Genomic DNA, 26,080 nt, shown 5'->3' with positions numbered 1-26,080 from the left:
GCCCCGCGGGGGCGTTCACTGGACTTCCCCGACAGTGCGCCATTCGTGGCTCTCCGCCGTCACCGCCAGCCGCAACCGCCAGCGCCCCGGTTCGAGCGCGGCGGCATATGTGCCGGGCGCGCTCTCACGGAAGGCCAGTTCCGTTTCGGGGCGGCGGCCCAGCGGATGCTCGGCCGTGGCCGTGACGTTCGCTCCCGCCAGCGGCTTGCCCGCGCTGTCGCGCAGTTCGGCGATCACGCGGCCGTCCGCCGTGCGCGAAAGCACCGCCTTCCAGCCCAGCGCCCCTTCGACGCGGGCTTCGTCCAGCCAGCGGTTGAAGTGCTGGCTGGCCACGTAGGAGTTTTCGACGACAACGCCGCCGAACGTCGATACCGCGAAGCGCGCCATCAGCACGTTGACGGCGATCACGACGCCGAAGAACGCGATCATGATCATCGCCATGTGCCGCCCGGTGAACGGGCGCGGCGCATGCTGGCTGTTACGGCTATGCTGGGTCACTGGCCGTTTCCTTCCGCTGTGGTGAATGTGGTGGCGGCGCGATCATGCCCGCCCTCGGTATCGGTTGCCTTCACGGTGAAGGCGAAGTCCGCCGGCTTCGCCGCCGCGCGGGGCTGCACGGCATAGACGCGCAGGCGCCGCGTCGTGTCGGCCGGCACGTCCAGCGCGAGCGTCCGCTTCGCCTCGTCCGCTTCCATCTCGTCGGTGAAGATCGCGCCCCCCGGCAGCCCGTCGAGCGCGAGTTCCATCGCGCGCGGGCGGTCTTCCATGTTGCGCAGCTTGACGGTGAAGCCGTTGCGCACCGAACCGTCGCTCAGCATGACGAATTCGGGATTGCGATCCTTCGCCACGGAAACGTCGAGCCGGCTGCGCTGGCCCAGCATGAACAGCATGGCCACGCCGATCGCGGCCCACACCGCGAAATAGATCAGCGTGCGCGGACGGAAGATCGTCTTCAGGATCGGCGTGGGCTTTTCACCCTTCTCCTCATGCTCGGCGTCTTCCAGCGTGCAGTAGTCGATCAGCCCGCGCGGGCGGCCGACCTTGCTCATCGCCTGGTCGCAGGCATCGATGCACAGCGCGCAGGTAATGCAGCCGATCTGCGGCCCTTCGCGGATATCGATGCCCGTGGGGCAAACCGCCACGCATTGCAGGCAATCGATGCAGTCGCCCAGCGGCACCGGGCTTTTCGCCGCTGCCTTGACCGATCCGCGCGGTTCGCCGCGCCAGTGCTTGTAAGTGACGGTCAGCGACTTTTCATCGAGCATCGCCGTCTGGATGCGCGGCCAGGGGCACATATAGACGCAGACCTGCTCGCGCATGAAGCCGCCCAGCCAGAAGGTCGTGAACGTCAGCACGCCGGTGGTGGCATAGGCGACCGGCGCGGCGGTGCCGGTCCAGAATTCGCGCTGCAGCGTCGGCGCATCGGCGAAATAGAAGATCCACGCGCCGCCGGTCAGGAACGCGATGGTCAGATAGATGCCCCACTTGAACAGCCGCCGGACGATCTTGGACGCGGTCCACGGTGCGTTCTGCAAGCGGATCTGCGCGTTGCGGTCGCCATCGATGAAGCGATCGACATGCTGGAACAGATCGGTCCACACCGTTTGCGGGCAGGCATAGCCGCACCACGCGCGGCCGACCGCGCTGGTGACGAGGAACAGGCCGATCCCCGCCATGATCAGCAATCCGGCGACGAAGTAGAACTCGTGCGGCCAGATTTCGATCTGGAACATGTAGAACCGGCGGTGCGCAAGATCCACCAGCACGGCCTGATCGGGTGCGTAGGGGCCACGGTTCCAGCGGATCCATGGCGTGCCCCAGTACACCGCTAGGCAGAATGCCATCACCGCCCACTTGAAGCGGCGGAACGGTCCGTCGGTCTTCCTGGGGAAGACCGACTTGCGCTTGGCGTAAAGCCCGAGGTCGTTGGAATGATCAGCGCCGAGGGTGGGATCTTGCGCGTTCATGGCCGTTACTTTGCTTGAGGAGCCGCCGCGGCGGCAGGTGCCGCGACAGCTTGGGGTGCCGGTGCCGGCGCGGCTTCACCGCCGCCCAGCGAGTGGACGTAAGCCGCCAGCATCTTGACGGTGACCGGGTCCAGACGCGCGCCCCAGGCGGGCATCACGCCATAGCGGGCGTTGGTCACGGTTTCGGTCAACGTGGCGCGATCGCCGCCATAGAGCCAGATCGCGTCGCTCAGCTTCGGCGCGCCGACCATGCGGTTGCCCTCGCCATTCGCGCCGTGGCAGACCACGCAGTTCTCGGCGAAGATCTTGGCGCCGCGCTGTGCCGAAGCGCTCGGCTTTTCCTGCCCGCTGATAACGCGGACATGGCTGACCACGTCCTGCACCTGCGCCGCCGTCAGGATGCCGTCACGCCCGAAGGCCGGCATCTGGCTCATGCGGGTGGCGTCGTCGCCGGGCTGGCGCACGCCATGCTCCAGCGTCTGGTGGATGGTGGCGATATCACCGCCCCACAGCCAGTCATCGTCGTTGAGGTTCGGGTAGCCCTTGGCCCCCGCCGCGCCGGCGCCGTGGCACTGCACGCAGTTCACCTTGAACGCCGCGCGCCCGCCCTCGATCGCCGCGCGCAGCAGCTTGGGATCGGCCCCGAGCTGCTCCACCGGCGTGGCCGCGATCGCGGCACGGATGCCGGCGCGGCTGGCGTCGGCAGCCTTCATCTCGGTCGCCAGCGCGCCCCGGCTGGTCCAGCCGAAGGTGCCCGCCGTAGCCGACTTCACCATCGGGATCGCGGGATAGACCACGCAATAGCCGATCGCGAAGACGATGCAGGCGTAGAACGTCCACAGCCACCAGCGCGGTAGCGGGTTGTTCAGTTCCTCGATGCCGTCCCACTCGTGGCCGACGGTTTCGACGCCCGTGGCGTCGTCGATGCGCTTATTCGCCATCGTTCTCATCCTTGAAGATCGAGGTGGCCGCTTCGTCGCTGAGCTGGCGCGCGCCGGGCCGCAGGAACGGCCACAGGCACAGAACCAGGAACACGAAGGTCATCACCAGAAGCCCCCAGCTATCGGCCAGGTGGCGCAGCAGGTCGTAGGTGGAGTGCGCGCTCATCGGCCCTTCTCCTTGGCGAGCTGCTCCTGCGCCGCCGGCGCGTTGACATCGACCAGCGTGCCCAGAACCTGGAGATACGCGACCAGCGCATCCATTTCGGTCAGACGCTTGGGATCACCGTCGAAGTCACGCACTTGCGCCTTGGGGTAACGCTTCTTGAAGTCGGCCACGTCGGCCTGCGGATCGGCCTGCGCTTTCAGGTCGTCGTTGGCCTTGGCGATGTCGTCCTTGGTGTAGGGGACGCCGACCTGGTACAGCGTCTGCAGCGATGCCGTCATATCGCCCGCGTCGAGATCATGCTCGGCAAGGTGCGCGTAAGTCGGCATGATCGATTCCGGCACGACCGCGCGCGGATCTTTCAGGTGCTGGACGTGCCATTCGTCGGAATAGCGGCCGCCCAAGCGGGCGAGATCCGGTCCGGTGCGCTTCGAGCCCCACTGGAACGGATGGTCGTACATTGATTCTGCGGCAAGGCTGTAGTGGCCATAGCGTTCGACCTCGTCGCGGAACGGACGGATCATCTGGCTGTGGCAAACGTAGCAGCCTTCGCGGACGTAGATGTCGCGCCCGGCCTGTTCCAGCGGGGTGTAGGGCCGCATGCCCTCCACCTTCTCGATCGTGTTGTCGATCCAGAACAGCGGCGCGATTTCCACGATGCCGCCCACCGTCACCGCCGCGAAGGCACAGATGCCCAGCAGGGTGATGTTGCGTTCCAGCTTCTTGTGACGCTCCATGATGGAGAGTGCCATTGTCTTGTCTCCTTCTCCGGGCGTGTCAGGCGTGCGCCGGGGCGCCGGCGAGCGGCACGTCCCTGGCGGCGTCGTAGGGCGTCTCGGTCATCGGCTTCTCGTCGCGCAGAGTGTGGCCAAGGATCGTGCGGGTGATGTTCACCGCCATGATCGTCGCGCCGCTGAGGTAGAGCAGCCCACCAAAGGCGCGCAGCGCGTACATCGGGTGCAGCGCGGCAACGGTTTCGGCGAAGGAGTTCACCAGGTAGCCGTCTGGCCCGTATTCGCGCCACATCAGGCCCTGGGTGATGCCGGCCACCCACATCGAGGCGGCGTAGAACACGATACCCGTGGTAGCGAGCCAGAAGTGCCAGTTGACCATGCGCAGGCTGTAGAGCCGTTCACGGTTCCACAGGCGCGGCGTGAGGTAATAGAGCGTGCCGAAGGTGACCATGCCGTTCCAGCCCAGCGCGCCGGAGTGGACGTGGCCGATGGTCCAGTCGGTGTAGTGCGACAGGCTGTTGACCGCCTTGACGCTCATCATCGGGCCTTCGAACGTGCTCATGCCGTAGAAGGCCAGGCTCATCACGAACATGCGGATGATCGGGTCGGTGCGGATCTTGTCCCAGGCGCCGTTCAGCGTCATCAGGCCGTTGATCATGCCGCCCCAGCTGGGCATCCACAGCATGACCGAGAAGACCATGCCCAGCGTCTGCGCCCAATCGGGCAGCGCGGTGTAGTGCAGATGGTGCGGACCCGCCCAGATATACAGGAAGATCAGCGCCCAGAAGTGGATGATCGACAGGCGGTAGCTGTAGATCGGGCGTTCGGCCTGCTTCGGCACGAAGTAGTACATCATCGCCAGGAAGCCGGCGGTCAGGAAGAAGCCCACCGCGTTGTGGCCGTACCACCACTGCACCAGCGCGCCCTGCACGCCCGCAAACACCGGATAGCTCTTCGACCCGAAGATCGAGACCGGCAGGTTCAGGTTGTTGACGATGTGCAACATCGCCACGGTCAGGATGAACGAGAGGTAGAACCAGTTGGCCACATAGATGTGCGGCTCGGTCCGCTTGACGATCGTGCCGACGAAGACCGCGAGGTAAGCCACCCACACGATCGTCAGCCACAGGTCGACGTACCATTCCGGCTCGGCGTATTCCTTCCCCTGGGTGATGCCGAGCAGATAGCCGGTGGCGGCCAGCACGATGAACAGCTGGTAGCCCCAGAAGACAAAACGGGCGAGGCCGGGGAAGGCCAGCCTCGCCCGGCAAGTGCGCTGGACCACGTAGTATGACGTGGCGATCAGCGCATTGCCTCCGAAAGCGAAGATGACCGCGGAAGTGTGCAGCGGGCGCAGGCGACCGAAGTTGATCCATTCCAGGCCGAGGTTGAGCTGCGGCCAGGTCAGTTCGAGCGCGATGTAAAGCCCGGCGAGGAACCCCGCCATGCCCCAGAACACCGTCGCGATCACGCCCCAGCGAATGGGGTCGTCATCGTACCGGCCCTGATCGGGCATCTTGAGGATGCCGCGCGCGATCGAATCCACGTCGGCCTGACGCAGCGTGACGATCATGCCGATCAGCGCGGCAAGCGCACAGATTGCCATGTGAATGGCGAAGCCGCCGTCCTTGGCGAGCGCGCTCGCCACGACGGCAAGGAGAAGCACAGCGAACCATATGCCGCTGCGCGTTACTAGCGAAACCATGGAGCCTTCCCTTCCATGCAAGATGTGAGAAGGCGCGTGCAACGTATGGCGCGCTACAACATTGATGCAGGACAAATTGCCCGGATTTGCGCATCAGACCTTGGTCTTGTGCGGTTCGCGTCGATTTTTGCGCTCCGTCAATGTCGCTGATTCGCAACCGGTGCATCAGGCTCCCACGCCGCGGTTCGGATTTCGGCCTGCGAGGGGCAGGCAACCGCGGCACAGGACTGCAAGGTATGAAGAAGGTACTCGCGGCCGCGCTGTGCGCCGCCATGCTCACCCCGCTGGCCGCCACCCCCGCCATGGCCGGCTCGCCGGACGGCAAGCTTCAGGTCAAGCTGCTTGGCACGGGCGTGCTGCCCGATGGCAAGATCACCAAGGTCGAGCTGGACCCGCTCGGTCTTACCAACGGTGCCAACACCAAGGCCAACGACAACGTCGTGCCGACGCTCGCGGTCGAGTATTTCTTCTCGCCCAACGTCTCTGTCGAAACAATCTGCTGCTTCACCCAGCACCACGTCAGCGGCACTGGCACGCTGGCCGCCGCGACCGATATCGTCGGCCATGTGCTGATCCTGCCGGCCACGCTCACGGCGAAGTATCACCTGCCGCTGCCCGGCGGCATCAAGCCCTATGTCGGCGTCGGTCCGTCGGTGTTCTTCTACATCGACGAGAAGCCGGGCGCGAGCATCGTGCCCCTGGGCGTGACCAAGGTGAACATGTCGAACAAGCTGGGCGTCGCGCTCCAGGCCGGCGTGGACATTCCGGTCAACAAGAACGGGCTCGGCGTCAGCCTCGATGCCAAGAAATATTTCATGGACACCACCGCGCATTTCTATGCCGGGTCCACCGAAGTGTTGCGGACCAAGCATTCGCTCGATCCGTGGGTGATCAGCGCGGGGCTGAGCTACCGCTTCTGATCCAGGGCTTCCCGTCCGGCCGCTGCCCCGCAACCCACGCGCGGGGCGGACCGGAAGGGCGGCGAGCGGGTCGAACAGGGGTTCTGGGATCGCCTCGGTTCGGCCCGCTCGTCACTTCCGAAATACGCCGCTGAGCAAAGCGCGCCGTGCGGCGAACCGATTATCCCGCGAGCGCGAGCAATGCTCCGCGATTGACGATCTCCACCTCGCGCCGCGATGGCAGTTCGATCACGCCATCGTTCTTGAGCTTGGTGAACTGACGGCTCACCGTCTCGATCGTCAGCCCCAGCACATCGGCCACCTGCTGCCGCGAAAACGGCAGGCTGAACCGCTTGGCCGGACCGAAGCTCGGCTGGCAGCCCGTTTCGGCGAGCCGCTCCGACATTTCCAGCAGGAATGTCGCGATCTTTTCGGGTGCGGTCTTGCGCCCCAGCAGCATCATCCAGGACCGCGTGCGATCCAGTTCGGACAGCGTGCGCTCCAGCAGCTTGTGCTCCAGTTCGGGATGCTCGCGCGCGAAGCGGTCGAAATCGTTGCGCGCGAATACGCAGACGCGCGCGTCCGTCAGCGCGACGACGCTGGCCCGGCTGGTCTGGCCAAACGGGCGGCCGATGAAGTCGGAAGGATAGGCCACGCCCACAATCTGCTCGCGCCCGTCCTCTGTGCTGGTGACCAGCTTGAGGACGCCATCGATGACGTTGGCGACAAGAAGGGAATCGTCATCCTCCCAGATCAGCGGTTCCCCCGCCGACACGGAACGCCGCCGCCCCATCGAATTAAGAGCGGTGATTTCCTTATTGTCCAGCCCCGAGCAGATGGCCCGATTGCGGACGACGCAGGTTTCACACGAAGACATGACGGCCCGCCTATCATCTTCCCCCAACCACGACAATCACACTTGCGTCGTATTTGACGGTTGCGCAACCCCCTGATTGCTAAGGGAGACCGCGCTTGGGCGAATACCCGTCGCTCTATTTTCGGATATGCGAACCGGGTCAGTCCGGACCACAAAAAAGAAGGGCGGCCTCACGACCGCCCGAGTTGGGGAGAAATCACGGAAGGAAACCCCAACGGGTGGCGTTGCTGCTTCCTTTCGACGCCCAAGGAATGCCCTGGGTCGGTCCTCCCCACCTTGACGCAAGTCAAAAACGGGAGCGCATCTGCAAAAAATTTCGGGCGTGGGGAATTTTTCCGGCCCCCGCTTCCATCGCGCGCCGGTCAGCTGTCCTGAAGACAGACGAGATCATGATACTGGCCGCGGAAGAACAGCAGCGGCGTGCCATGTTCGCGGCGCTCCATCGCCTCCACCGCGCCGACAACCAGCCAGTGATCGCCGATATCCTCGACTCGCTCCACCGCACAGTCGATCCACGCGATGGCGTCGTCCAGCAGCGGCTGGCCCGACGGCGTGTGGCCGTGCGCGAGTTCCGCGAACTTGTCGTCCGCCTTCGAAGCGAAGCGGCGGCACAGGTCAAGCTGATCCGCGCCCAGCACGTTCACGCAGAAGCGCCCAATCGCGGCGATCTTCGGCCAGGTCCCTGAGCGCTTGTCGGGGAAGAAGCCCACCAGCGGCGGATCGAGCGAAATCGACGTGAACGAGCCGACCACCAGCCCGCTGCGATGACCCTCCGCGTCAACGGCGGTAATCACGCAGACACCGGTAGGATAGGTGCCCAGAACGTCGCGGAAATGGCGGGGATCGATCATTGGCTCTCGTTGTCCGCAATGGCGCGCAAGGTCAAGTCAGGTCGCGTCGGCGCCGCTGACGATACCGGCCAGCACATCGCCCTCCTCGGCCTCCGGTTCGCGCTTGGCGCCCCAGTTGACCGAGGCCCACGCGCGTTCGTGGAAATAGTAGAGCAGGATCTTGGTGATGATCTCGGTGCTGGCGATGGCGCCGGCCGCCTTGGCGTTGCTGGTGAAGAACCAGCTTAGCAGGAAGGTATCGATGCTGCCGAGCGCGCGCCAGCTGATGCCTTTGATGAGTGAGCGCGAGTGTGTCTCGTGGCCCCTGAACAGTATCATGCCATCTCCCGGGTGGCGGGTGTGCGACACCGGCCCCTAGCCGTGCCGCCGCGGGGTGAATAGCGCGAAATCGTTCGCAGCGGGATAGCCGGGCTTTATCCCCGCCGCCTAGGCCCGGTCAAAATAGGCCACGCAGCGCACTTCGATGCTGGAGCGGGTCTTCGCATCGGGCAGGCTGGTATCGTGGAACGCGGTGTGCGGGCAGCGCCAGGTCACGGAATGGTCGCTGTCCTGGAACTTGAACAGCAGCACGTCATCGGCCGCCATGTTCGAGAAATACCACCAGCGGTGGCGCGGCCGGTAGCGGAAGATCGTGGCGGCGATCATGTCCTCCTCGCCCTCCACCGGCGCCGTCAGCGCATCGCCGATCGGGAATTCATCGACCACGAACAGCGTGTTAGAGGCGGTTTCCTCGTCGCGCACCGTGCGCCCGTCGCATACCGCCAGCGGCCAGTCCTGCGGCCCCGGCGAGAACGTGCGCCACAGCGAGAAGCAGATGTAGCGGGCGTAGTCGGGCGCGTCGGGAAAGGCCTGCGCGTGGATGCGCGCTGCCGCCCGGCGGCCGGTGATCTCGTTGTAGTCGACATGCGCCTCGCCCGCCGGGGGCTGGATGCCGCCGGCGTGCCGATAGTTCTCCACCTTCTCTTTTGCCCGCGCGCTGAGATCGGCCGATGTGCGGATCATCCATCCTTGCGCCGCCACGCGGTCCGCCCCGCACATCCGCGCGACCAGTTCCTCCACTTCGCGCAGATAGCCCGCGTCCACCGCCGCCTTGCTTTGAAAATCGGCGATGGCGGAGCGATGCCGGCCGATCATGAAGCCGTGACGATCGAGCGTGAAGTGATCGCGGATCGGCATCCCGTCACGCACCACCGTCGCATGGTCGACATAGTCGCCGGTGTTGATCTCGGCGCCCTGGCTCACATAGCGGCGCGTCACATAGTCGCCTTCCGCCAGATAGCGGATCAGCGCCGGCGCCGCGCGCGCGCCATCCTCGATCGCATCGGCTTCGATCGGCTCCACCATGCTACCCATCGCCGGGCACCCCTTTCCCCTATTTTGTTAGCAACCCTAACTAGAGGTGTCCGTATTTTCCGTCCAGGGATTTATCAGGCACCGCCCTTGCGCCGGGCCACGAGCGCGGCAAATTCCCGCTCCAGGGCATCGGTATTGTGGCGAATATCGTGCGTCGTTGCGGCCAATCGGCGGGCGTGGTTCGAAAAGTGGCCATGGAAGCCGGGATCGTCGACAAACGCCACGATCTTCTCGATGATCTGTTCGAGGAAGCGGTCGCCGGGAAGCTCGGTATAGGGCGGCTCGTAACAGGCCGGCGGAAACTCGATGCGCAAACCGCCTTCGCCCAGCATTTCCGGCGGCCCGCCCCGGTTGCTGACGATCGGCGGAATGCCGTTGAGCATGGCTTCCACGATCACCCGCCCCGCGCTTTCCCAGCACAGCGTCGGCACCAGCAGGCAGCGCGCACGGCCATAGACGGGCCGCATGTCCACCGTGTTCCGGGTTATCACCACGTTCGAAAGGCTGTCGCGGGGTTCCCCGAACGTGGCCGTCACCAGCCGGACGATGTCCTGCCACTTGCCGCGCGCCTCCACCACCTCGAAGACGATGTCCGGCCGGCGGCGTTCCAGCAGCATGGCCATGCGGCAGACAACGGCCGCCCCTTTCTCCAGGGTCGGGTTGACGAACAGGATCCGGTCCGGCCGCTGGTCTGGCGCCACCACGGTGGCAGGATCGATGAACACGCCGACCGGGCACACTTCGTAACCTTCGCGCTCCCGATAGAACGCGGCGTTGGTCTCGCTGGCGGTCAGCAGCAGATCGACATCCCGGCACCAGCGCTTGCCGTGGAAATGCCCATTGCCGATATAGGCGGCCACGCCCGCTCCGGCCCGCTGCGCGTCAATCGCGGTCAGCATCTCCAGCGTCTGGCCGCCATAGAAGAACACGATATCCGGCGCGAACGCCTCCAACCGGCCCAGCAACGCCTCGTGCCAGGCCCCTTCCTCGCGCGACGTGAGCAGCGGCCGGACGATCTCTCCGGTTACATAGAGCCGGTGCCTGAGCACGCCATCGTCCACGTTCACCCACTGGCCCGTGCGCTCCCGGACCTGATCCCAGGAATCGGCGATGCGCGAAACACCCGCCGGATGATCGAAAACGGTTGCCCCGAGAATATCGACATCGTGGCCCCGGCGGACGAGTTGCATCAGCATTTCGCGGATCGCGATCGCCGCGCCGCTTGACGTGTCGAGCAGGCTGAACACGCTGGCCCAGAGGATCTTCATCTTCGGCACCGGCATTTCCGACAAAGGCCCGCTCCCCCCTGGCCGCCCCGTGGTTGCGGCGCGGCATCAAGGCGAGGTTATAGCGGGCCTCGGGCCGTGCGTCAGTGCCCGAAGCGCCACGCGTGCCGACGGCGCGCGCGGCATGGCGTCACCTCAGGCGATGAAGCGATCGAGCTTCTGGCGGATGATGTCTTCGGCATCTGCAACAATGCGCGAAATCAGTTCCTGGCAGGTCGGCACATCGTGGATCAGGCCCTGGACCATGCCGGCCCAGAACACGCCCTTGGTCAAATCGCCGGTCTGGAGAAGCTCCTTGCCGGCCACGCCCGAAACCAGTTCGCGCACGTCCTCGAACACCGCATCGGGCTGCGACAGGCGTCGTACCACCTCTTCCGAAACGGCGCTGCGTCCCACGCGCGCGGTATTCTTGAAATTGCGGAAGATCAGGAAGCTGCCGCGCTCGTCATTCTCGACATAGGCCTGCTTCACGTTGTCATGAATCGGCGCTTCCTTGGTCGCGCAGAACCGAGTGCCCATGTTGATCCCTTCGGCGCCCAGGCTCAGCGCCGCGACAAGCCCGCGCCCATCGCCGAACCCGCCCGAGGCGAGCAGCGGAATCTTCACCTTGTCCGCCGCCGCCGGGATCAGGATCAGGCCGGGAATGTCGTCCTCGCCGGGATGGCCCGCGCACTCGAAGCCGTCGATCGAGATGATGTCGCACCCCGCCTTCTCCGCCGAAAGCGCGTGGCGCACCGCCGTGCACTTGTGCAGGATGGTCACGCCGTGCGGCTTGAGCATTTCCCAGATCTCGCGCACCGCCTGCGTGCCCGCCGTTTCCACGATCTTCACGCCGCCATCGATGATCGCCTGCGCATAGGCCTTGTAGTCGGGCGAATTGACCGTCGGGAAGATCGTCATGTTCACGCCGAACGGCTTGTCGGTCATCGCCCGGGTCCGCTCGATCTCCTCGCGCAGCTTGTCGGGCGTCGGCTGAGTCAGCGCGGTGATGATGCCAAGCCCGCCCGCGTTCGAAACCGCGCTCGCCAGTTCGGCATAGCCCACGTTCATCATCCCACCCTGCACGATCGGATGCTCGATCCCCAGCATCTCGGTAATGCGCGTCTTGAAAGCCATGGTCGTTCCTCTTTCGGTATTCGTCAGGATCAGTAGCTGCGCGGCAGCCCCAGCACATGCTCGGCAAGGTAGCTGAGGATCAGGTTGGTGCTGATCGGCGCCACGGTATAGAGCCGCGCCTCGCGGAACTTGCGTTCGACGTCGTATTCTTCGGCAAAGCCGAAGCCGCCGAAGGTCTGCACGCACATATCGGCGGCCGCCCAGCTGGCCTCGCTTGCCAGCAGCTTGGCCATGTTCGCCTCCGCACCCGGATTGCCGCCGCCGTCATAGACCTGCGCCGCGTGGTGGACCATCAGCTCGGCCGCGCGCATCTGCGCATAGGCGCGCGCAATCGGAAACTGGATGCCCTGGTTCTGCCCGATCGACCGGCCGAAAACCTTGCGCTCCCGGGCATAGTCGCTGGCCCGCGCGATGAACCATTTAGCATCGCCCACGCATTCCGAGGCGATCAGGATGCGCTCGGCGTTCATCCCCGAAAGGATGTAGCGGAAGCCTTGCCCCTCCTCGCCGATCAGCGCCGAGGTCGGGATGCGCATGTCGTCAAAGAACACCTCCGTCGTCGAATGGTTCATCATCGTGCGGATCGGCTTGATCGTCATGCCCTTGCCCACCGCCTCGCGCATGTCGACAAGGAAAATCGAAAGCCCTTCGGTCCGCTTCGCCACCGCATCGCGCGGCGTGGTGCGCGCCAGCAGCAGCATGAGGTCCGAATATTCGGCGCGGCTGGTCCAGATTTTCTGGCCGTTGACCACGTAGTGGTCGCCATCCCGCACCGCCACCGTGCGCAGCGAAAGCGTGTCCGTGCCGCTGGTCGGCTCCGAGACGCCGAACGCCTGCAACCGCAATTCCCCGCTGGCGATGCCGGGCAGGTAGCGCTGCTTTTGCTCCGCGCTGCCATAGCGCAGCAGCGTGTTCATGATGTACATCTGCGCGTGCGCGGAAGCGCCGTTGCAACCCGATGCCTGAATTTCCTCCATGATCACCGCCGCCGCATCGAGCTTTAGGCCCGAGCCGCCGTATTCCGGCGGGATCAGCGCGGCGAGGAAGCCCGATCGCGTCAGCGCGTCCACGAACTCCGCCGGATAGGCCCGGTCGCGGTCCTTGTCCCGCCAGTATTCGCCCGGGAAATCCGCGCACAGCGCCTGCACCGCGCGGCGGATTTCCGCTATGTCCTCGCTTTCCGTCATACCTGCGGTAACGTCCTTATGCGGGGATCTGGTTGAACGGCACGCCCTTGTCCGGGCGATGGTCCTGCGGCAGGCCCAGGATGCGTTCGGCGATGGTGTTGAGCAGCATCTCGTCCGCGCCGCCGGCGATGCGGCCGGTGGGCGCGTTGAGCCAGCTCGCCGTCCAGTTCTCCTTCTGCGAGGCATGCGGATCGAACGCGAGGCCGGCGTTGCCCTGCAGGTCGATCGCCAGTTCCGACAGTTTCTGCCGGCTGCGCACCGCCACCAGCTTGTTCAGCGAGCCTTCCGGCCCCGGTTCCATCCCCGCCTGCATCATCAGCATCGCGCGCGTGGTGATCGATTCCAGCCCCGCACGCATCGCGTGGTTGCGCGCGATCTGCGAACGGACACGGCCGTCCTCGATCGCCGGGCGGCCGTTGACTTCCACATCGCGCGCCAAGTCTACGAATAGGTCGAGATGCGGGCCGAAGCCGCCGCTGTCGGTCGCCACGTAGCGCTCGATCATCAGCGTCGCCATCGCCACCGCAAAGCCGCCGCCCACCGGGCTCATCCGCTGGCTGTCCTCCAGCCGCACATCGTCGAAGAACACCTCGTTGACGTGGCTGTCCCCGCCCGCGAGCTTGATCGGACGGACCTCCACCCCGGGCGCCTTCATGTCCACCCAGTAATAGGTCAGCCCCTTGTGCTTGGGCACCGTGGGATCGGTCCGCGCCACGATCACGCCATAGTCGCAATATTGCGCCCAGCTGGTCCATACCTTCTGCCCGTTCAGCTTCCAGCCGTTGCCGTCCACTTCGGCGCGGGTGCGCAGGCCAGCCAGATCCGATCCGCCCGCCGGCTCGGAGAACAGCTGGCACCAGATCTCCTCGCCGCGCAGCGCCTTGAGCACCCGTTCCTTGACGAAGGCCTTGTCCTCGCAGAAGCGCATCAGGATCGGCACCGGCATCCCCAGCGAGATGCCGAAATAGGCGGTGGGCATCCCGAAGCCCATCTCCTCGGTATCGAAGATCACCTTCTCGATGTGGGTCAGGCCCTGCCCGCCCATTCCCGTGGGCCAGTTGATCCCGGCAAAGCCCGCGTCGAACCGTGCCGCCAGATAGCGCCGGCCCAGCGCCAGATCCTGCTCCACGTCCAGCCCGCGCCGGGCCTCGCGCCCGAACTCGCCCGCCACCGATTGCAGCCACGTGCGGGCGCGGGCGCGGAAGGCTTCGTAATCGCTCATGCCACTTCTCCCGTCAGGTGATCGACCAGCAGGTCTTCCCAGAACAGCAGGTTGCCTTGCTCGATCGCCAGGCTGCGCGCGCGGCGCATGTGCAGGTGCAGCCCCTGCTCCCAGGTCACGCCGATCCCGCCATGAATCTGCACGCAATCGCGCGCGGCGGTGTCATAGGCCTCGGTCGCGGAAATCCGCGCATCGGCCGCCGCGAGCAGGAAGCCGGCCGCCCCGCCAGGAGCATCGGCCAGCGCCGCCGCGTGGATGCAGTTGGCCCGCGCGATCTCGACCAGCCCGTAAAGCTCGGCGATGCGGTGCTTGACCGACTGGAACGCGCCGATCGGCTGGCCGAAGGCCTTGCGCGTCACGGCATAGTCGCGCGCGATCGTCAGCATCGCCTCGGCCCCGCCGGTCTGCTCGTGCGCCGTCACCACCGCCATCCGCGCCAGCACGTCCAGCGCCAGCGCGCGCGCCGCATCGCCCTGCGCGAGCAACGTGGCCGGCGCCTCGGCAAAGGCCAGGTCGGCATAGAGGCGGCTGTTGTCGAAGCCGTCCACCGGGTTGCGCGTCGCCGCTGAGAGTTCGACGAGCACCAGCGCGGGCTCGCCCGCGCTCGTGGCCCAGACCACCGCGATGTCCGCGGCAAGCCCCGCCACCACGCCTTCCTTCACGCCGGTCAGCCGCCCGCCTGCGAAGGTCGTGGTCGGGCGTGGCGGCAGGGGTGCGTTGCCTTCCGCGAAGGCCACGGTCGCCGTCGCTTCGCCGCTCGCCAGCCGGGGGAGCCATGCCGCCTGCACCTCGGCCGATCCAGCCTCGGCCAGCACCCGCGCCGCGCCATAGCCCACCGTCAGAAACGGCGCGCCGGCGATCACCCCGCCCGCCGCCTGCGCCACCAGCCCCAGCTCGATCAGGCCAAGGCCAAGCCCGCCATGCTCTTCCGCGATCGCCAGCGCCGTCCAGCCCTGCTCCACCGCCGTATCCCGGAACACCGCGTCGCAAGCGCCCACCTGTTCCAGCAAGCCCAGCAAGCGCCCCTTGTCCGACCGCGCCTCCAGCACGCGGCGGGATTCCGTCGCAATCGCCTGCTGTCCCTCGTCCAGAAGGATAGACATTTCACGCCCCCCTTTCCCCGCGGCGTTCGGCCAAGATCCAGCGCGCGCCGCCACCCTCTTTTAATCGATCAGTTAAACTACACAGGAACGGCCATCAGGCAAGGGCAAAGGTGCCCTCACCGCGTGGCCAAGGCACCCCGGACACATTCGAGGAAATGGTGCGAATCGGTGGAAAGCGGCCGGTCTTCGAGATGCGCGGCGATCACATCAAAGCGCATCGCTTCGTTCAACGGGCGATAATCCATGGCTTCGCTGGCGCAGGCCCGGGCGGTGAATTCGTCCATGATCGCCACGCCCAGCCCGCGTTCGACCAGGGCCGCCGCCACGAAATAGGTCTTCGTCTGGATCACCGGGGCGCCGTCATCCGCGGTGGGCTGCCGACGGCTCAGCAACCTGCCGATGGTGCCGTCGTTGAGCAGTTCGATCACGCGCAGGTGGCGGACGTCCTCCAGCGCGATCCGCTCCGGAGGATCGGGAATATCCTGCCGGCGAAACAACAACACGATCTGGCCGGTCCCGAGCATGACGGGCGCCAGCCGGGGGTGGCGCGGCGCGTCGTAGCCGATCACGATATCGCTGGTGCGGGCCTGCAGCGCCTCGACCAGCTCCTCGCTGTGCAGCGTCCGCAAATCGATCGAAACGCCAGGATGCCGCGCGGCGAACGCGGCCACCGCATCGGGAACCACCTCCAGCCCCAGCGAATGGATCATCGCCACGCGCAGCCGGCCTTGCTCGATCCGGCGCAGGTTGCGGGCGGATTCGCGCAGCATGTCCACGCTGTGCCGCACCGCGATGGCATCCGCGAACAGTTCGTGCGCCTCGTCGGTCGGCACCAGCCGCCCCTTGACCACGCGGAACAGCGCGAAGCCCAGCCGCGTTTCGGCGTGGCGCAGCACCTTGCCCACCGATGGCTGCGACACGCCCAGCAACCGCGCCGCGCCGCTGAGCGATCCGGTCTGATAGACGGCGTGGAACACCTCGATATGCCGCAGGCTGATCATGCGGCGACCTTATGGGCACGTCCGCGCCTGGCAAGCCCGATCCTCAGGCAATACCGCCCCAGAAGCCCGGCTGCGGTGGTACGACAACACCATCGTCCAGCACGCGCAACCCGCCCGACCGGTCCTCAAGCAGCCACCACGGGCCATCGACATCGACGAAATCGGCGCGTGCGGCGATCCGCAGCGCCGGCGCGATGCCGAGCGAGGTCGCCAGCATGCAGCCGACCATCACGCCCAAGCCTGCGGCCCGCGCCGCGTCGTACAGCGCCAGCGCCTCGGTCAGTCCGCCAGTCTTGTCGAGCTTGATGTTCACGAACCGGTAAAGCCCGCGCAACCGAGGGATATCGGCAGCGACGTGGCAAGATTCGTCGGCACAGATCGGCACCTGCGCCGTGAAGTCTGCCAACGCGCCATCCTGCCCGGCCGGCAACGGCTGTTCCAGCAACGCAATGCCCAGTTCCGCCAGCACCGGCTGCATCGCCACCAGCAGCGGCATCGTCCAGGCTTCGTTGGCATCGACGATCAGCGTCGTGTCCGGCAGGCTGCACCGCACCGCGCGCAGGCAGGCTTCCGGATCGGCGGCATCGAGCTTGACCTTGACCAGCTGCGCCCGCGCCAGCCTGCGCGCGGCTTGCGCCATTGCCCCGGGCCGGTCGATTGACACGGTTTGCGCGCTGACCAGGGGCGGAAGCGCGGGCGCGATGCATGCGGCCTGGCGCGCTTCCAGATCCCACAGCGCGGCATCGATCGCATTGCGCGCGCTGCCGGGCGGCATCAGCGTGCGCAGCGCCGCGCGGTCGCAACCGGCCTGCAGCGCCGGTATCGCGGCTTCGATCTGCATACGCACGGATTCCGGCGTCTCGCCGTAGCGGGCGGACGGCGTGCCCTCGCCCCGACCGACAACGCCCCGCCCGGCCACGCTCCCTTCGCCGATCGTGACGACCGCCACCGCGATGTCCGTGCGCGCGCCCCGCGCTATCCGGAACGGCGCGCGCAAGGGCCAGCATTCGACGCGAATATCTACGCTGCGCAACATGCCAGCAGCCGATCCACGATCCGCTCCACACCCATCGCCACCGGGTCCTGGCACGGAAGACCCAGTTTATCCTCCACGCGCCGGCAGTATGCCTGTGCTTCCTGCGCTGGCAGCGCCGACGTGTTGACCGCGACGCCCACCGCGATCACGTCCGGGCTGGTCAGGCGCGCCGCTTCCAGATTGCGCGCCAGGCATTCGGCCAGCACCGGCACCAGATAGTCCCCGGCGTGGCGGATCGTCTCGCGTCCCGCCTCGTGGCACAGCACCAGCGCCCTCGCCTGCGCGCCGTGCAGCAGGCCCAGCGAAACGCCCGCATAGGAGGGATGGAACAGCGACCCTTGCCCCTCGATCAGATCCCAGCCGCCATCGTGGCGGTCGGGCGAAAGCCATTCGGCGGCCCCGGCGATGAAATCGGCGATCACCGCATCGATCGGCACGCCCGACCCGGCGATCAGGATGCCGGTCTGCCCCGTGGCGCGGAAATCGGCCGCAACGCCCCGGCGGCGCAATTCGCGCTCGATCGCCAGCGTGGAATACATCTTGCCGACCGCGCAATCGGTTCCCACCGTCAGCAGCCGATTCCCCGCGCGCCTGCGCCCGGTGCCGAGCGGGAGCGAAGCGGGCGGTTCGCGCACGTCGAACAGCGAAAGCCCGGCGGTTTCCGCCGCGGCCCGTATCGCCGGATTGCCGGCAAGGCGGGCGTGCAGGCCCGAGGCGACATGCAGCCCCGCGCCCAGGGCTTCCAGGCAGAAGGCCACCGTTCCCGCGTCCATCACCCCGCCGGCATTGGCATAGCCCAGCACCGCCGTCCGCGCGCCGGCCGCCACGGCTTCGGCAAGGCTCATCCGGGGCAGGCCCACCGTGACCGGGCAGCCCGGTTCGGCCATTTCGGCAATCGCCAGGCCGGGACGCCAGAACGCGATGCCACGCGCCGTCTTGGCCGCCAGCGGATCGGTAACCGCGCCAAGATAGACCAGATAGGGGCCGGGGATCATGCTGTTTCCTCGTTCGGTTCGCGATCGGTTTCGCGGGTTGTGACGCTATCGCCAAGCCCAAAGAGGGACGCCCTCTATAACCTGGGGTTATAGGACGGATGCGACGTGGCACGCCCCTTCATGGCGGTGTAAGACCGTCGCAACCAAAGGAAAGGAACCGCCTTGCGCCGTCCCCTGATGCCACATCATCGCGAAAGCCATCTCGTCGCCCGGATCGGCTGGCTGCGCGCGGCCGTGCTGGGCGCCAACGACGGCATCGTCTCCACCGCCAGCCTGATCATCGGCGTGGCGGCATCGGGCGCTTCACGCTCCTCGCTGCTGGTTTCGGGAATCGCCGGGCTGGTCGCCGGGGCGATGTCGATGGCCGCTGGCGAATATGTCTCTGTCAGTTCCCAGTCCGACACCGAACGCGCCGACCTGGATCGCGAACGGCAGGAACTGGCGACCCAGTCCGAAGCCGAACTCGATGAGTTGGCCGGCTTCTATGTCGAACGCGGGGTGGAACCCGATCTGGCGCGCAGCGTCGCCGCGCAGATGATGGCGCGCGATGCCCTGGGCGCCCATGCCCGCGACGAACTGCACATCACCGAACTGACGACCGCGCGCCCGGTCACGGCTGCCTTCACCTCTGCGGCGACCTTCACCGCCGGAGCGCTGCTGCCGGTTATCCTTGCCGCCATTCTGCCCGCAGGCGTGACCGTGGCGGGCGAAGCGGTGGGGTCGATCCTGTTCCTCGCCCTGCTCGGCTGGATCGGTGCGCGGGCGGGCGGGGCCAGCCCGGCGCGGCCGGTCTTGCGCGTGGTATTCTGGGGGGCGCTGGCCATGGCCATTACCGCCGGGATCGGCCGACTGGTGGGCGCGAGCGTCTGACCCGTTGATGGCGGCGCCGTCTTCCCTCATCGGCCTGCTTGCCGCGGTTGCCGCCGGGCTGCTGGTGGGGATCGAACGCGGCTTCAGCCAGCGCGCAGAAGGCGAAGGCAACCGGGTCGCGGGGTTCCGCACGTTCGGGCTTATCGGTCTGCTGGGCGGCATCGCGGGATTGCTGGGCGATGGCCTGGCTGCGGTCATCGGCCTCGGCACGCTGGCGGTCCTTGTCGTCGGCTATGTCCGCACCATGCGCGAAAACCGGCTGTCCGCCACGACGACGATCGCGGCGATGCTGACATTCGGCGTTGGGCTGGTCGCGGTGCGTATTTCGCCGACCGTGGCGCTCGGCGCGGCGGCAGCGATGTTCGCGATCCTAAGTGGCCGGCAATCGATGCATGCGCTGCTCAGGGGCCTGAACGCCGAGGAGGTGGAGGCGGCCGCCCGCTTCGTACTGGTCGCGCTGGTCGTGCTCCCCTTGCTTCCGGATGCTGCCTATGGCCCCTACGAGGCGTGGAACCCGCGCCGTATCTGGCTGGTCGTGGTCTTCGTGACCGGCCTGTCGTTCGCGGGTTATGTCGTGACGCGGCGCTACGGGACCAATCGCGGCATCCTGTTCGTCGCGCTGACCGGGGCCATCGTCTCGTCGACGGCGGTGACGGCGGAATATGCGCGCCGTTTGCGTTCCGAACCCGAAGCGCGCGGGGCCCTGACCGCCGGAATCGCGCTGGCTTCCATCGTCATGTTCGTGCGCGTGCAACTGCTGGTGCTGGCACTCGTGCCGCGTGCCCTGCCCTCGCTTGCGGTAGCCATGGCGCCTGCCACGCTCGTTGCCGGGCTGCTGGCGCTGATCGCCTGGCGCGGACAGGAAACGCGAACCGGGGAAGTAACGCTGGGCAATCCGCTCAGCTTTGCCCCTGCCCTGCTGCTGGCGGGTCTGGTCGCCGTGCTGTCGCTGGCGGCGCGTTGGGCGCTGTCCCGCTTCGGCAGCAGCGGCATCGCGGTGGTGCTGGGGCTGATCGGCGTGTCCGACGTGGACGCGGCCGTGCTGACGCTCGCCAACCTTCCCGCAGACGCGCTGGACGGACGCACCGCCGGTCTTGTCCTGTCCGCCCCGATCCTGGCCAATACCGCGGTCAAGGCCGGCATGACCGCGGTAATCGGCTGGCGCGCCGGCGGCGTGCGCGCCGCCTTGCCGCTCGCCGCTTCGCTGGTGGCATCGGCTGCGGCGCTGGCCGGCTGGGCGCTGCTTTAGACGTTCGTCCCCACTCCATCATCGGCGATGGACAAATCCCCCTCAAAGTTGGAACATAAAGAGAACAACTATGTGATTCGGAGTATGACTGGCAACGTCTTTCCACTCGGCCGGCCCCTGCGGCCCGGGGCAAGGGAACGGGTTTCCGCACGGATGCCGCCGCTCGATGCGGGTGGGCTGCATGAAATCCACGCCGCGCCGGAAGACTGGGCGGCGGCCATGGCCTTTGCCCTGTCGGCGGCTGTGCGTGGAAAGGGCGAGCATGAAAGGCACGGGCAGGCGATCTTCCTGATCGGCGGCCCCGGCCCCGCGACCTTTCCCGTCCTGCCTTGCGCGGAAGGGCTAGCGGCCCTGGGCCTTGCGCCAGAGCAGTTGGTAATCGTGCGTACGGCCAGCGAGCTGGACCTGCTGCGCGCCGGGCTGGAAGCGGCCCGCTGCCCCGGCGTCGGCACGGTCCTGCTGCAAACGCAGGGCCGGCTGGCGCGCTACGACCTCACCACCAGCCGGCGCCTGGCGCTGGCGGCGGAACAGGATGGCAAGGGAGTGATCGTGCTACGCGGCGATGCCCCGCCCCGCCCCAGCGCGGCGCGCACCCGCTGGGCCATCACCAGCGCGCCTTCCACGGCGCTGGAGGCAGGCGCACCGGGCTGGCCGGCCATCGAAGCGGAACTGTTGCGCCAGCGCGGCGGCATGGGGGGCCTGCGCTGGCGGCTGGAATGGAATGCGGATCATGGAACCTTCCGGGAAGCGGAGCGCGCCCTCCATCACGGACCGGCGCTGTCTGGCGCTGTGGTTCCCGTACCTGGCGTGCGAGCGAGCGCGGGAAGCGGCGGCTTCGTCCCTCCCCGCGCCGCCTGAGCCGTTCGCGCTGGTCATGCGCACGGGCAACGCCCTGCGCCTGGCGCAAGTGGACAGCCATGCCCGCGCGGCCGGTCTTTCCGCCGGGATGACGCTGGCGGACGCACGGGCGCGCTGCCCCACGCTGGCCACGCTGCCGTGCGATCCCGCCGCCGAACGGCAGGCGCTGGAGCGGCTGGCCCGCGCCATGCTGCGCTTCACCCCGGTCGTCACGCCCGATCCGCCCGACGGGCTGATTCTCGACGTGACCGGCTGCGCGCACCTGTTCGGCGGAGAGGACGCGCTGGCGCGCCGCGTCCTGAGTGCGACACAGGCCACCACCCGCCACGCTTTCGCCGGCAACGCCATGGCCGCGCGGGCGCTGGCCCGGCATGGCGTTGACGAGAACAAGGGCGACATCCACGCCCTGCCCGTCAGCGCGCTCGACCTGCCCGATGATGCCCTGACCGCGCTGCGCCGCGCGGGGCTGCGCACGATCGGCGATCTGGCCCGACGGCCACAGGCGGGGCTGGCGGCGCGCTTCGGCGAAAGCGCGGTCATGCGTCTGCGGCAGCTGCTGGGCGAAACGGCCAGCCCTGTCGCCCCGCGCCTGCCCCCTGTCCCGGTCCGGGCCGAGGCCCGCTTCGCCGAGCCGCTGACCCGCAGCGACGATGCGCTGGAGGTGATCGAGGACCTGCTGCGGCAGGCGGCGCGGCAGATGGAGCAGCGGCACGCGGGCGGGCGCCGGTTCACGGTCACGCTGGAGCGCAGCGACGGCGCGCGGCGGCACCTTGCGATCGATACCGGCAACCCGGTGCGCGATCCCGCCACGGTGCTGCGCCTGATGCGCGAGCGGATCGATACCCTGGCCGATCCGCTCGATCCCGGTTTCGGCTTCGACGCGATCCTGCTCGACGTTCCCCGCGTGGAGCCGCTCGCGCCCCGGCAGGATACGCTGGAAGGCGGGCGCGCGGCGGCGGACGACACCCTCGATGCCCTGATCGATCGGCTCAGCGTGCGGCTCGGCGCGGACCGGGTCACGCGCCTGCATCCCGCCGACACCCATATCCCCGAAGCCGCGCAAAGCCTGCGCCCCGCCATCGAAAGCACGGCATCGGCCCCGACTCCGACATGGCCCTCCCTGTCGGGGATCGACGTCGCGCTCCGCCCCCTCACCCTGTTCGATCCGCCCCAGCCGGTCGCCGTGATCGCCGGCGTGCCGGACGGACCGCCGCAGCGCTTCCGCTGGCGGCGCAAGGTCCACGAGGTGCGCCTGGCGGAAGGCCCGGAGCGGATCGCGCCCGAATGGTGGCGGCGGCAGGACGGGCACCTCGGGCGGCTGGGCGGCCTCACGCGCGACTATTACCGGATCGAGGATAGCGAAGGCCGGCGCTACTGGATGTTCCGCCACGGCCTGTTCGACGAGAAAGGCGACCCGCGCTGGTTCCTGCACGGGCTGTTCGCATGACCGCGCCGCCCTTTTTCGCCGAACCGGTCGCGGCCAGCAATTTCAGCTTCCTGCGTGGCGCCTCGTCGGCCGAAGCCATGGTGGGGCAGGCGCACGCGCTCGGCATGGCCGGCATCGGCATCGCCGATCGCAATACCGTGGCCGGTGTGGTCCGCGCCCATCGCGCATGGAAGCAGGTCGGCGGGCCGGGCGGCGGCTTCCACCTGATCGTCGGCGCGCGGCTGGTCTTTGCCGATGGCACGCCCGACGTGGTCGCCTATCCCACCACACGGCACGGCTGGGGCCGGCTGACCCGCCTGCTGACGGTCGGCAACCGCCGCGCCGAAAAGGGATCGTGCCACCTGACCCTGGCCGACCTTCTGGACCATTGCGAGGATATGGCGCTGATCGCGATGGACGGCGATGCCGCGCTGCTGCGCACGCTGCGCCAGGCGACGCCGCATCTGTGGCTGGCGGTCACCATGCCCCGCGGCGGGCGCGACGCGCGGCTGCTGGCGCGGCGCATGGCGCTGGCCGCGGAAACCGGCGTTCCGCCGATCGCCAGCAACGATGCGCTTTACGCCACGGCGGCCACGCGGCCGCTGCACGATGTGCTGACCTGCATCCGCGAAGGGCGGACATTGCAGACCGCCGGGCGCCTGCTGGCCGCCAATGGCGAACGGCATCTCAAGCCACCGATGGAGATGGCCCGCCTGTTCCAGGCCTGTCCGCACGCGCTGGCGGCGACGCGCGACCTGTTCGCTTGCATCGCCTTCACGCTGAACGACCTGCGCTACGAATACCCGCACGAACCCGTCCCCCAAGGCTGGGAACCGCAGGCCTGGCTGGAACATCTGGTCCACGAGGCGGCCATGCGGAAATTCCCCGATGGCCTGCCCGACGCCTACCGCCGCACGCTGGACGAGGAATTCCGCCTGATCCGCGAGCGCGCCTATGCCTATTACTTCCTGACCGTGCACGACGTGGTGCGCCATGCCCGCAGCCTCGACCCGCCGATCCTGTGCCAGGGGCGCGGCAGCGCGGCCAATTCGCTGGTCTGCTACCTGCTGGGCGTGACGCCGATCGATCCGGTGCAAGAAAAGCTGCTGTTCTCGCGCTTCCTGTCCGAGAACCGCAACGAGCCGCCCGACATCGACGTCGATTTCGAGCACGAGCGGCGCGAGGAAGTGATCCAGTATATCTACGAACGCTACGGCCGTGACCGCGCCGGCATCGCCGCCACGGTGATCCACTATCGCCAGCGCAGCGCGATCCGCGAAGTCGGCAAGGCACTGGGGCTGACCGAGGACGTGACCGCGCGGCTCTCGGGCACGATCTGGGGAAGCTGGGGTGGTGAGGAACTGCCCGAGGCCCGGCTGGGCGAAGCCGGCTTCGATGCCGCCAATCCCGAACTCGCCCGCCTGCGCGATCTGGTTGGCCAGATCCTCCAGTTCCCGCGCCACCTGTCGCAGCACGTCGGCGGCTTCGTGCTGACGCAGGGCCGGCTCGACGAACTGGTGCCGATCCACAATGCGGCGATGCCCGACCGCACCTTCATCGAATGGGACAAGGACGACATCGACGAACTGCAGATCATGAAGGTCGATGTCCTCGCGCTCGGGATGCTCACCTGCATCCGCAAGAGCTTCGATCTGATGCGCCAGTGGGATCTGGGCGATCACCGGCTGGATACCGTGCCACAGGACGACCGCGCGACTTATGCCATGCTCCAGAAGGGAGACAGCATCGGCACTTTCCAGGTCGAAAGCCGCGCGCAGATCGCCATGCTGCCCCGGATGAGGCCGGCCACCCTCTATGACCTTGTCATCCAGGTCGCCATCGTGCGGCCGGGGCCGATCCAGGGCGGCATGGTCCACCCTTACCTGCGGCGGCGCAACGGCGAGGAGGCCGTCGTCTTCCCCGGCCCGCCGGGCGAGTTGCGCGAAGTGCTGGGCAAGACGCTGGGCGTGCCGCTGTTTCAGGAACAGGCGATGAAGCTCGCTATCGTCGCCGCCGGGTTCTCCCCGGCCGAAGCCGATGGCCTGCGCCGTGCCATGGCCACGTTCCGCCGCAACGGCACGATCCACAACTACGAGGAGAAGCTGGTCGAAGGCATGGTTCGGCGCGGCTACGAACGCGATTTCGCCGAACGCTGCTTCGAACAGATCAAGGGCTTCGGCGACTATGGCTTTCCCGAAAGCCACGCGCAGGCCTTCGCCTCGCTCGCCTATGTCTCCGCCTGGCTGAAATGCCACTATCCGGCGGTCTTCGCCTGCGCGCTGCTCAACAGCCAGCCGATGGGCTTCTATGCCCCCGCGCAGATCGTGCGCGATGCGCGGGAACACGGCGTTACCGTCCACCCGATCGACGTGGGTGCCAGCGCGTGGGACAATACGCTGGAAGGCACACGCACGCTGCGGCTGGGCCTGCGCCAGATCGACGGCTTCCGGCAGGACTGGGCCGAGGCGATTTCCCGCGTGCGCGGCGATGCGCCGTTCGTTTCGATCGAGACGCTGGCCCACCGCGCCGATCTGCCGCCCCGCGCGCTGCATCTGCTGGCCGACGCCGATGCGCTCGGTTCGCTGGGCCATGGCCGGCGCCAAGCGGGATGGGAAGTACGCCGGATGCCGCCGGTGCAGCTTCCGCTGTTCGCCGCGATGGACGCGCCCGAACTGGGCCGCGAACGCGATCCCGCCCTACCCGCGCTGCCGCTTTCAGAAGAAGTGGCGGCCGATTACCAGACGCACCGCCTGTCGCTGAAAGGGCATCCCATGCAGTTCCTGCGCGCCCGCTTTGCCCGGCGGGGCGTGCTTTCCTGCGCCGATGTCAACGCCGCGAAGGACGGCACGCGCGTGCGCTGCGCGGGCGCGGTGCTGGTCCGCCAGCGGCCGGGCAAGGGCAACGCGGTGTTCATCACGATCGAGGACGAGACCGGGATCGTCAACGCGCTGCTGTGGGCGCGCGATTTCGAGAAGCAGCGCCGCGCCGTCATGGCCGCGCGGCTGATGGTGATCGCGGGCGAAATCCAGCGCAGCAAGGAAGGCGTCGTGCATCTGATGGCCAGCCGGGTGACGGACGTGACGGCAATGCTCGCCCACCTGTCCGAAACGCAGACCGCGCTTGGCCCGCCTTCCCGCGCCGACGAGGCTGTCCGGCCCGTGATGCCCCATCCCCCCGGTTCCTCGCGGCAGCACCCGCGCGATGTCCGCATCCTGCCGCGTTCGCGCGATTTTCATTGAAA

Annotated in this window: 24 protein-coding genes; 6 read left to right on the top strand and 18 right to left on the bottom strand. The window is 67.4% G+C overall.

The window, feature by feature from the left end; translation table 11 throughout:
- Positions 1–15 precede the first annotated feature (15 nt).
- Genes FA702_RS16525 through ccoN form a run of 6 tightly spaced genes read right to left on the bottom strand, consistent with a single transcriptional unit; the run spans position 16 to position 5,510 of the window.
- Positions 16–498: a FixH family protein gene (locus tag FA702_RS16525; protein ID WP_370385481.1), complete on the bottom strand. Its 483-nt coding sequence runs from the start codon at positions 496–498 to the stop codon at positions 16–18.
- Complete coding sequence (gene ccoG / locus FA702_RS16520) at positions 495–1,967, bottom strand: cytochrome c oxidase accessory protein CcoG (RefSeq protein ID WP_136956983.1); 1,473 nt, start codon at positions 1,965–1,967, stop codon at positions 495–497. Before ccoG ends, FA702_RS16525 begins: the two co-directional genes overlap by 4 nt.
- A gap of 5 nt (positions 1,968–1,972) precedes the next feature.
- Complete coding sequence (ccoP, locus tag FA702_RS16515) at positions 1,973–2,908, bottom strand: cytochrome-c oxidase, cbb3-type subunit III (protein ID WP_136956982.1); 936 nt, start codon at positions 2,906–2,908, stop codon at positions 1,973–1,975.
- Positions 2,898–3,074 carry a cbb3-type cytochrome c oxidase subunit 3 gene (locus FA702_RS16510; protein WP_124808483.1) on the bottom strand — a complete coding sequence of 59 codons (177 nt, stop codon included), beginning with the start codon at positions 3,072–3,074 and terminating at the stop codon, positions 2,898–2,900. Before FA702_RS16510 ends, ccoP begins: the two co-directional genes overlap by 11 nt.
- Positions 3,071–3,823, bottom strand: a complete 753-nt coding sequence (ccoO, locus tag FA702_RS16505) for a cytochrome-c oxidase, cbb3-type subunit II (RefSeq protein WP_136956981.1) — start codon at positions 3,821–3,823, stop codon at positions 3,071–3,073. Before ccoO ends, FA702_RS16510 begins: the two co-directional genes overlap by 4 nt.
- Before the next feature lie 25 nt (positions 3,824–3,848).
- Positions 3,849–5,510: a cytochrome-c oxidase, cbb3-type subunit I gene (ccoN, locus tag FA702_RS16500; RefSeq protein WP_124808481.1), complete on the bottom strand. Its 1,662-nt coding sequence runs from the start codon at positions 5,508–5,510 to the stop codon at positions 3,849–3,851.
- 236 nt (positions 5,511–5,746) lie between these two features.
- Between ccoN and FA702_RS16495 the strand changes: the two genes are divergently transcribed.
- Entirely contained in the window at positions 5,747–6,430 is a 684-nt protein-coding gene (locus FA702_RS16495) for an OmpW family protein (RefSeq protein ID WP_136956980.1), read from the top strand.
- Between the two features lie 160 nt (positions 6,431–6,590).
- Here the strand turns inward: FA702_RS16495 and FA702_RS16490 are convergent, their stop codons facing one another.
- The 12 genes from FA702_RS16490 to dgcN form a co-directional block, all read right to left on the bottom strand.
- The gene (locus FA702_RS16490; protein ID WP_136956979.1) at positions 6,591–7,286 is read right to left on the bottom strand and encodes a Crp/Fnr family transcriptional regulator; all 696 of its coding nucleotides are present in this window, start codon (positions 7,284–7,286) and stop codon (positions 6,591–6,593) included.
- A 362-nt stretch (positions 7,287–7,648) separates the two neighbouring features.
- A complete protein-coding gene (locus tag FA702_RS16485; protein ID WP_136956978.1) occupies positions 7,649–8,137 on the bottom strand; it encodes a flavin reductase family protein in 489 nt (162 codons plus the stop codon).
- Positions 8,138–8,173: 36 nt separating this feature from the next.
- Positions 8,174–8,455: a DUF2061 domain-containing protein gene (locus tag FA702_RS16480; protein WP_124808477.1), complete on the bottom strand. Its 282-nt coding sequence runs from the start codon at positions 8,453–8,455 to the stop codon at positions 8,174–8,176.
- 108 nt (positions 8,456–8,563) lie between these two features.
- On the bottom strand, positions 8,564–9,490 hold the full coding sequence (locus FA702_RS16475; RefSeq protein ID WP_255504623.1) for a CmcJ/NvfI family oxidoreductase: 927 nt from the start codon (positions 9,488–9,490) through the stop codon (positions 8,564–8,566).
- Between the two features lie 74 nt (positions 9,491–9,564).
- On the bottom strand, positions 9,565–10,758 hold the full coding sequence (locus FA702_RS16470) for a glycosyltransferase family 4 protein (RefSeq protein ID WP_255504825.1): 1,194 nt from the start codon (positions 10,756–10,758) through the stop codon (positions 9,565–9,567).
- Between the two features lie 153 nt (positions 10,759–10,911).
- Positions 10,912–11,892, bottom strand: a complete 981-nt coding sequence (locus tag FA702_RS16465; protein ID WP_136956976.1) for a nitronate monooxygenase family protein — start codon at positions 11,890–11,892, stop codon at positions 10,912–10,914.
- 29 nt (positions 11,893–11,921) lie between these two features.
- A complete protein-coding gene (locus FA702_RS16460) occupies positions 11,922–13,079 on the bottom strand; it encodes an acyl-CoA dehydrogenase family protein (protein ID WP_136956975.1) in 1,158 nt (385 codons plus the stop codon).
- 16 nt (positions 13,080–13,095) lie between these two features.
- Positions 13,096–14,301, bottom strand: a complete 1,206-nt coding sequence (locus FA702_RS16455; RefSeq protein WP_136956974.1) for an acyl-CoA dehydrogenase family protein — start codon at positions 14,299–14,301, stop codon at positions 13,096–13,098.
- Positions 14,298–15,404: an acyl-CoA dehydrogenase family protein gene (locus FA702_RS16450; RefSeq protein WP_136956973.1), complete on the bottom strand. Its 1,107-nt coding sequence runs from the start codon at positions 15,402–15,404 to the stop codon at positions 14,298–14,300. The genes FA702_RS16455 and FA702_RS16450 overlap by 4 nt, the downstream gene beginning before the upstream one ends.
- Before the next feature lie 116 nt (positions 15,405–15,520).
- Complete coding sequence (locus FA702_RS16445) at positions 15,521–16,405, bottom strand: LysR family transcriptional regulator (protein ID WP_136956972.1); 885 nt, start codon at positions 16,403–16,405, stop codon at positions 15,521–15,523.
- Between the two features lie 43 nt (positions 16,406–16,448).
- Entirely contained in the window at positions 16,449–17,441 is a 993-nt protein-coding gene (locus tag FA702_RS16440; RefSeq protein WP_136956971.1) for an enolase C-terminal domain-like protein, read from the bottom strand.
- Positions 17,426–18,436 carry an N-acetyltransferase DgcN gene (dgcN, locus tag FA702_RS16435; protein WP_136956970.1) on the bottom strand — a complete coding sequence of 337 codons (1,011 nt, stop codon included), beginning with the start codon at positions 18,434–18,436 and terminating at the stop codon, positions 17,426–17,428. The genes FA702_RS16440 and dgcN overlap by 16 nt, the downstream gene beginning before the upstream one ends.
- Positions 18,437–18,613: 177 nt before the next feature.
- On the opposite strand from dgcN, the gene FA702_RS16430 reads away from it, so the two are divergent.
- The 5 genes from FA702_RS16430 (at position 18,614) to FA702_RS16415 (ending at position 26,078) form a co-directional block, all read left to right on the top strand.
- The gene (locus FA702_RS16430) at positions 18,614–19,306 is read left to right on the top strand and encodes a VIT family protein (protein ID WP_210417655.1); all 693 of its coding nucleotides are present in this window, start codon (positions 18,614–18,616) and stop codon (positions 19,304–19,306) included.
- 7 nt (positions 19,307–19,313) lie between these two features.
- Positions 19,314–20,555, top strand: coding sequence for a DUF4010 domain-containing protein (locus tag FA702_RS16425; RefSeq protein WP_136956969.1), 1,242 nt, complete (start codon positions 19,314–19,316; stop codon positions 20,553–20,555).
- 84 nt (positions 20,556–20,639) lie between these two features.
- On the top strand, positions 20,640–21,413 hold the full coding sequence (locus FA702_RS23275; RefSeq protein WP_255504622.1) for an ImuA family protein: 774 nt from the start codon (positions 20,640–20,642) through the stop codon (positions 21,411–21,413).
- Between the two features lie 49 nt (positions 21,414–21,462).
- On the top strand, positions 21,463–22,860 hold the full coding sequence (locus FA702_RS16420; protein WP_370385517.1) for a DNA polymerase Y family protein: 1,398 nt from the start codon (positions 21,463–21,465) through the stop codon (positions 22,858–22,860).
- Positions 22,857–26,078, top strand: coding sequence for an error-prone DNA polymerase (locus FA702_RS16415; RefSeq protein WP_136956967.1), 3,222 nt, complete (start codon positions 22,857–22,859; stop codon positions 26,076–26,078). Before FA702_RS16420 ends, FA702_RS16415 begins: the two co-directional genes overlap by 4 nt.
- Positions 26,079–26,080: the final 2 nt, after the last annotated feature.

Source organism: Novosphingobium sp. EMRT-2 (assembly GCF_005145025.1).
Taxonomy (GTDB): Bacteria; Pseudomonadota; Alphaproteobacteria; order Sphingomonadales; family Sphingomonadaceae; genus Novosphingobium.
This window is presented reverse-complemented; position numbering and strand designations above follow the sequence as displayed.

Coding starts and splice junctions, on each gene's coding strand:
- ccoG (WP_136956983.1), bottom strand. CDS start 1,967: ATGAACGCGCAAGATCCCACCCTCGGCGCTGATCATTCCAACGACCTC.
- ccoP (WP_136956982.1), bottom strand. CDS start 2,908: ATGGCGAATAAGCGCATCGACGACGCCACGGGCGTCGAAACCGTCGGC.
- FA702_RS16510 (WP_124808483.1), bottom strand. CDS start 3,074: ATGAGCGCGCACTCCACCTACGACCTGCTGCGCCACCTGGCCGATAGC.
- ccoO (WP_136956981.1), bottom strand. CDS start 3,823: ATGGCACTCTCCATCATGGAGCGTCACAAGAAGCTGGAACGCAACATC.
- ccoN (WP_124808481.1), bottom strand. CDS start 5,510: ATGGTTTCGCTAGTAACGCGCAGCGGCATATGGTTCGCTGTGCTTCTC.
- FA702_RS16495 (WP_136956980.1), top strand. CDS start 5,747: ATGAAGAAGGTACTCGCGGCCGCGCTGTGCGCCGCCATGCTCACCCCG.
- FA702_RS16490 (WP_136956979.1), bottom strand. CDS start 7,286: ATGTCTTCGTGTGAAACCTGCGTCGTCCGCAATCGGGCCATCTGCTCG.
- FA702_RS16485 (WP_136956978.1), bottom strand. CDS start 8,137: ATGATCGATCCCCGCCATTTCCGCGACGTTCTGGGCACCTATCCTACC.
- FA702_RS16480 (WP_124808477.1), bottom strand. CDS start 8,455: ATGATACTGTTCAGGGGCCACGAGACACACTCGCGCTCACTCATCAAA.
- FA702_RS16475 (WP_255504623.1), bottom strand. CDS start 9,490: ATGGGTAGCATGGTGGAGCCGATCGAAGCCGATGCGATCGAGGATGGC.
- FA702_RS16470 (WP_255504825.1), bottom strand. CDS start 10,758: ATGAAGATCCTCTGGGCCAGCGTGTTCAGCCTGCTCGACACGTCAAGC.
- FA702_RS16465 (WP_136956976.1), bottom strand. CDS start 11,892: ATGGCTTTCAAGACGCGCATTACCGAGATGCTGGGGATCGAGCATCCG.
- FA702_RS16460 (WP_136956975.1), bottom strand. CDS start 13,079: ATGACGGAAAGCGAGGACATAGCGGAAATCCGCCGCGCGGTGCAGGCG.
- FA702_RS16455 (WP_136956974.1), bottom strand. CDS start 14,301: ATGAGCGATTACGAAGCCTTCCGCGCCCGCGCCCGCACGTGGCTGCAA.
- FA702_RS16450 (WP_136956973.1), bottom strand. CDS start 15,404: ATGTCTATCCTTCTGGACGAGGGACAGCAGGCGATTGCGACGGAATCC.
- FA702_RS16445 (WP_136956972.1), bottom strand. CDS start 16,405: ATGATCAGCCTGCGGCATATCGAGGTGTTCCACGCCGTCTATCAGACC.
- FA702_RS16440 (WP_136956971.1), bottom strand. CDS start 17,441: ATGTTGCGCAGCGTAGATATTCGCGTCGAATGCTGGCCCTTGCGCGCG.
- dgcN (WP_136956970.1), bottom strand. CDS start 18,436: ATGATCCCCGGCCCCTATCTGGTCTATCTTGGCGCGGTTACCGATCCG.
- FA702_RS16430 (WP_210417655.1), top strand. CDS start 18,614: ATGCCACATCATCGCGAAAGCCATCTCGTCGCCCGGATCGGCTGGCTG.
- FA702_RS16425 (WP_136956969.1), top strand. CDS start 19,314: ATGGCGGCGCCGTCTTCCCTCATCGGCCTGCTTGCCGCGGTTGCCGCC.
- FA702_RS23275 (WP_255504622.1), top strand. CDS start 20,640: ATGACTGGCAACGTCTTTCCACTCGGCCGGCCCCTGCGGCCCGGGGCA.
- FA702_RS16415 (WP_136956967.1), top strand. CDS start 22,857: ATGACCGCGCCGCCCTTTTTCGCCGAACCGGTCGCGGCCAGCAATTTC.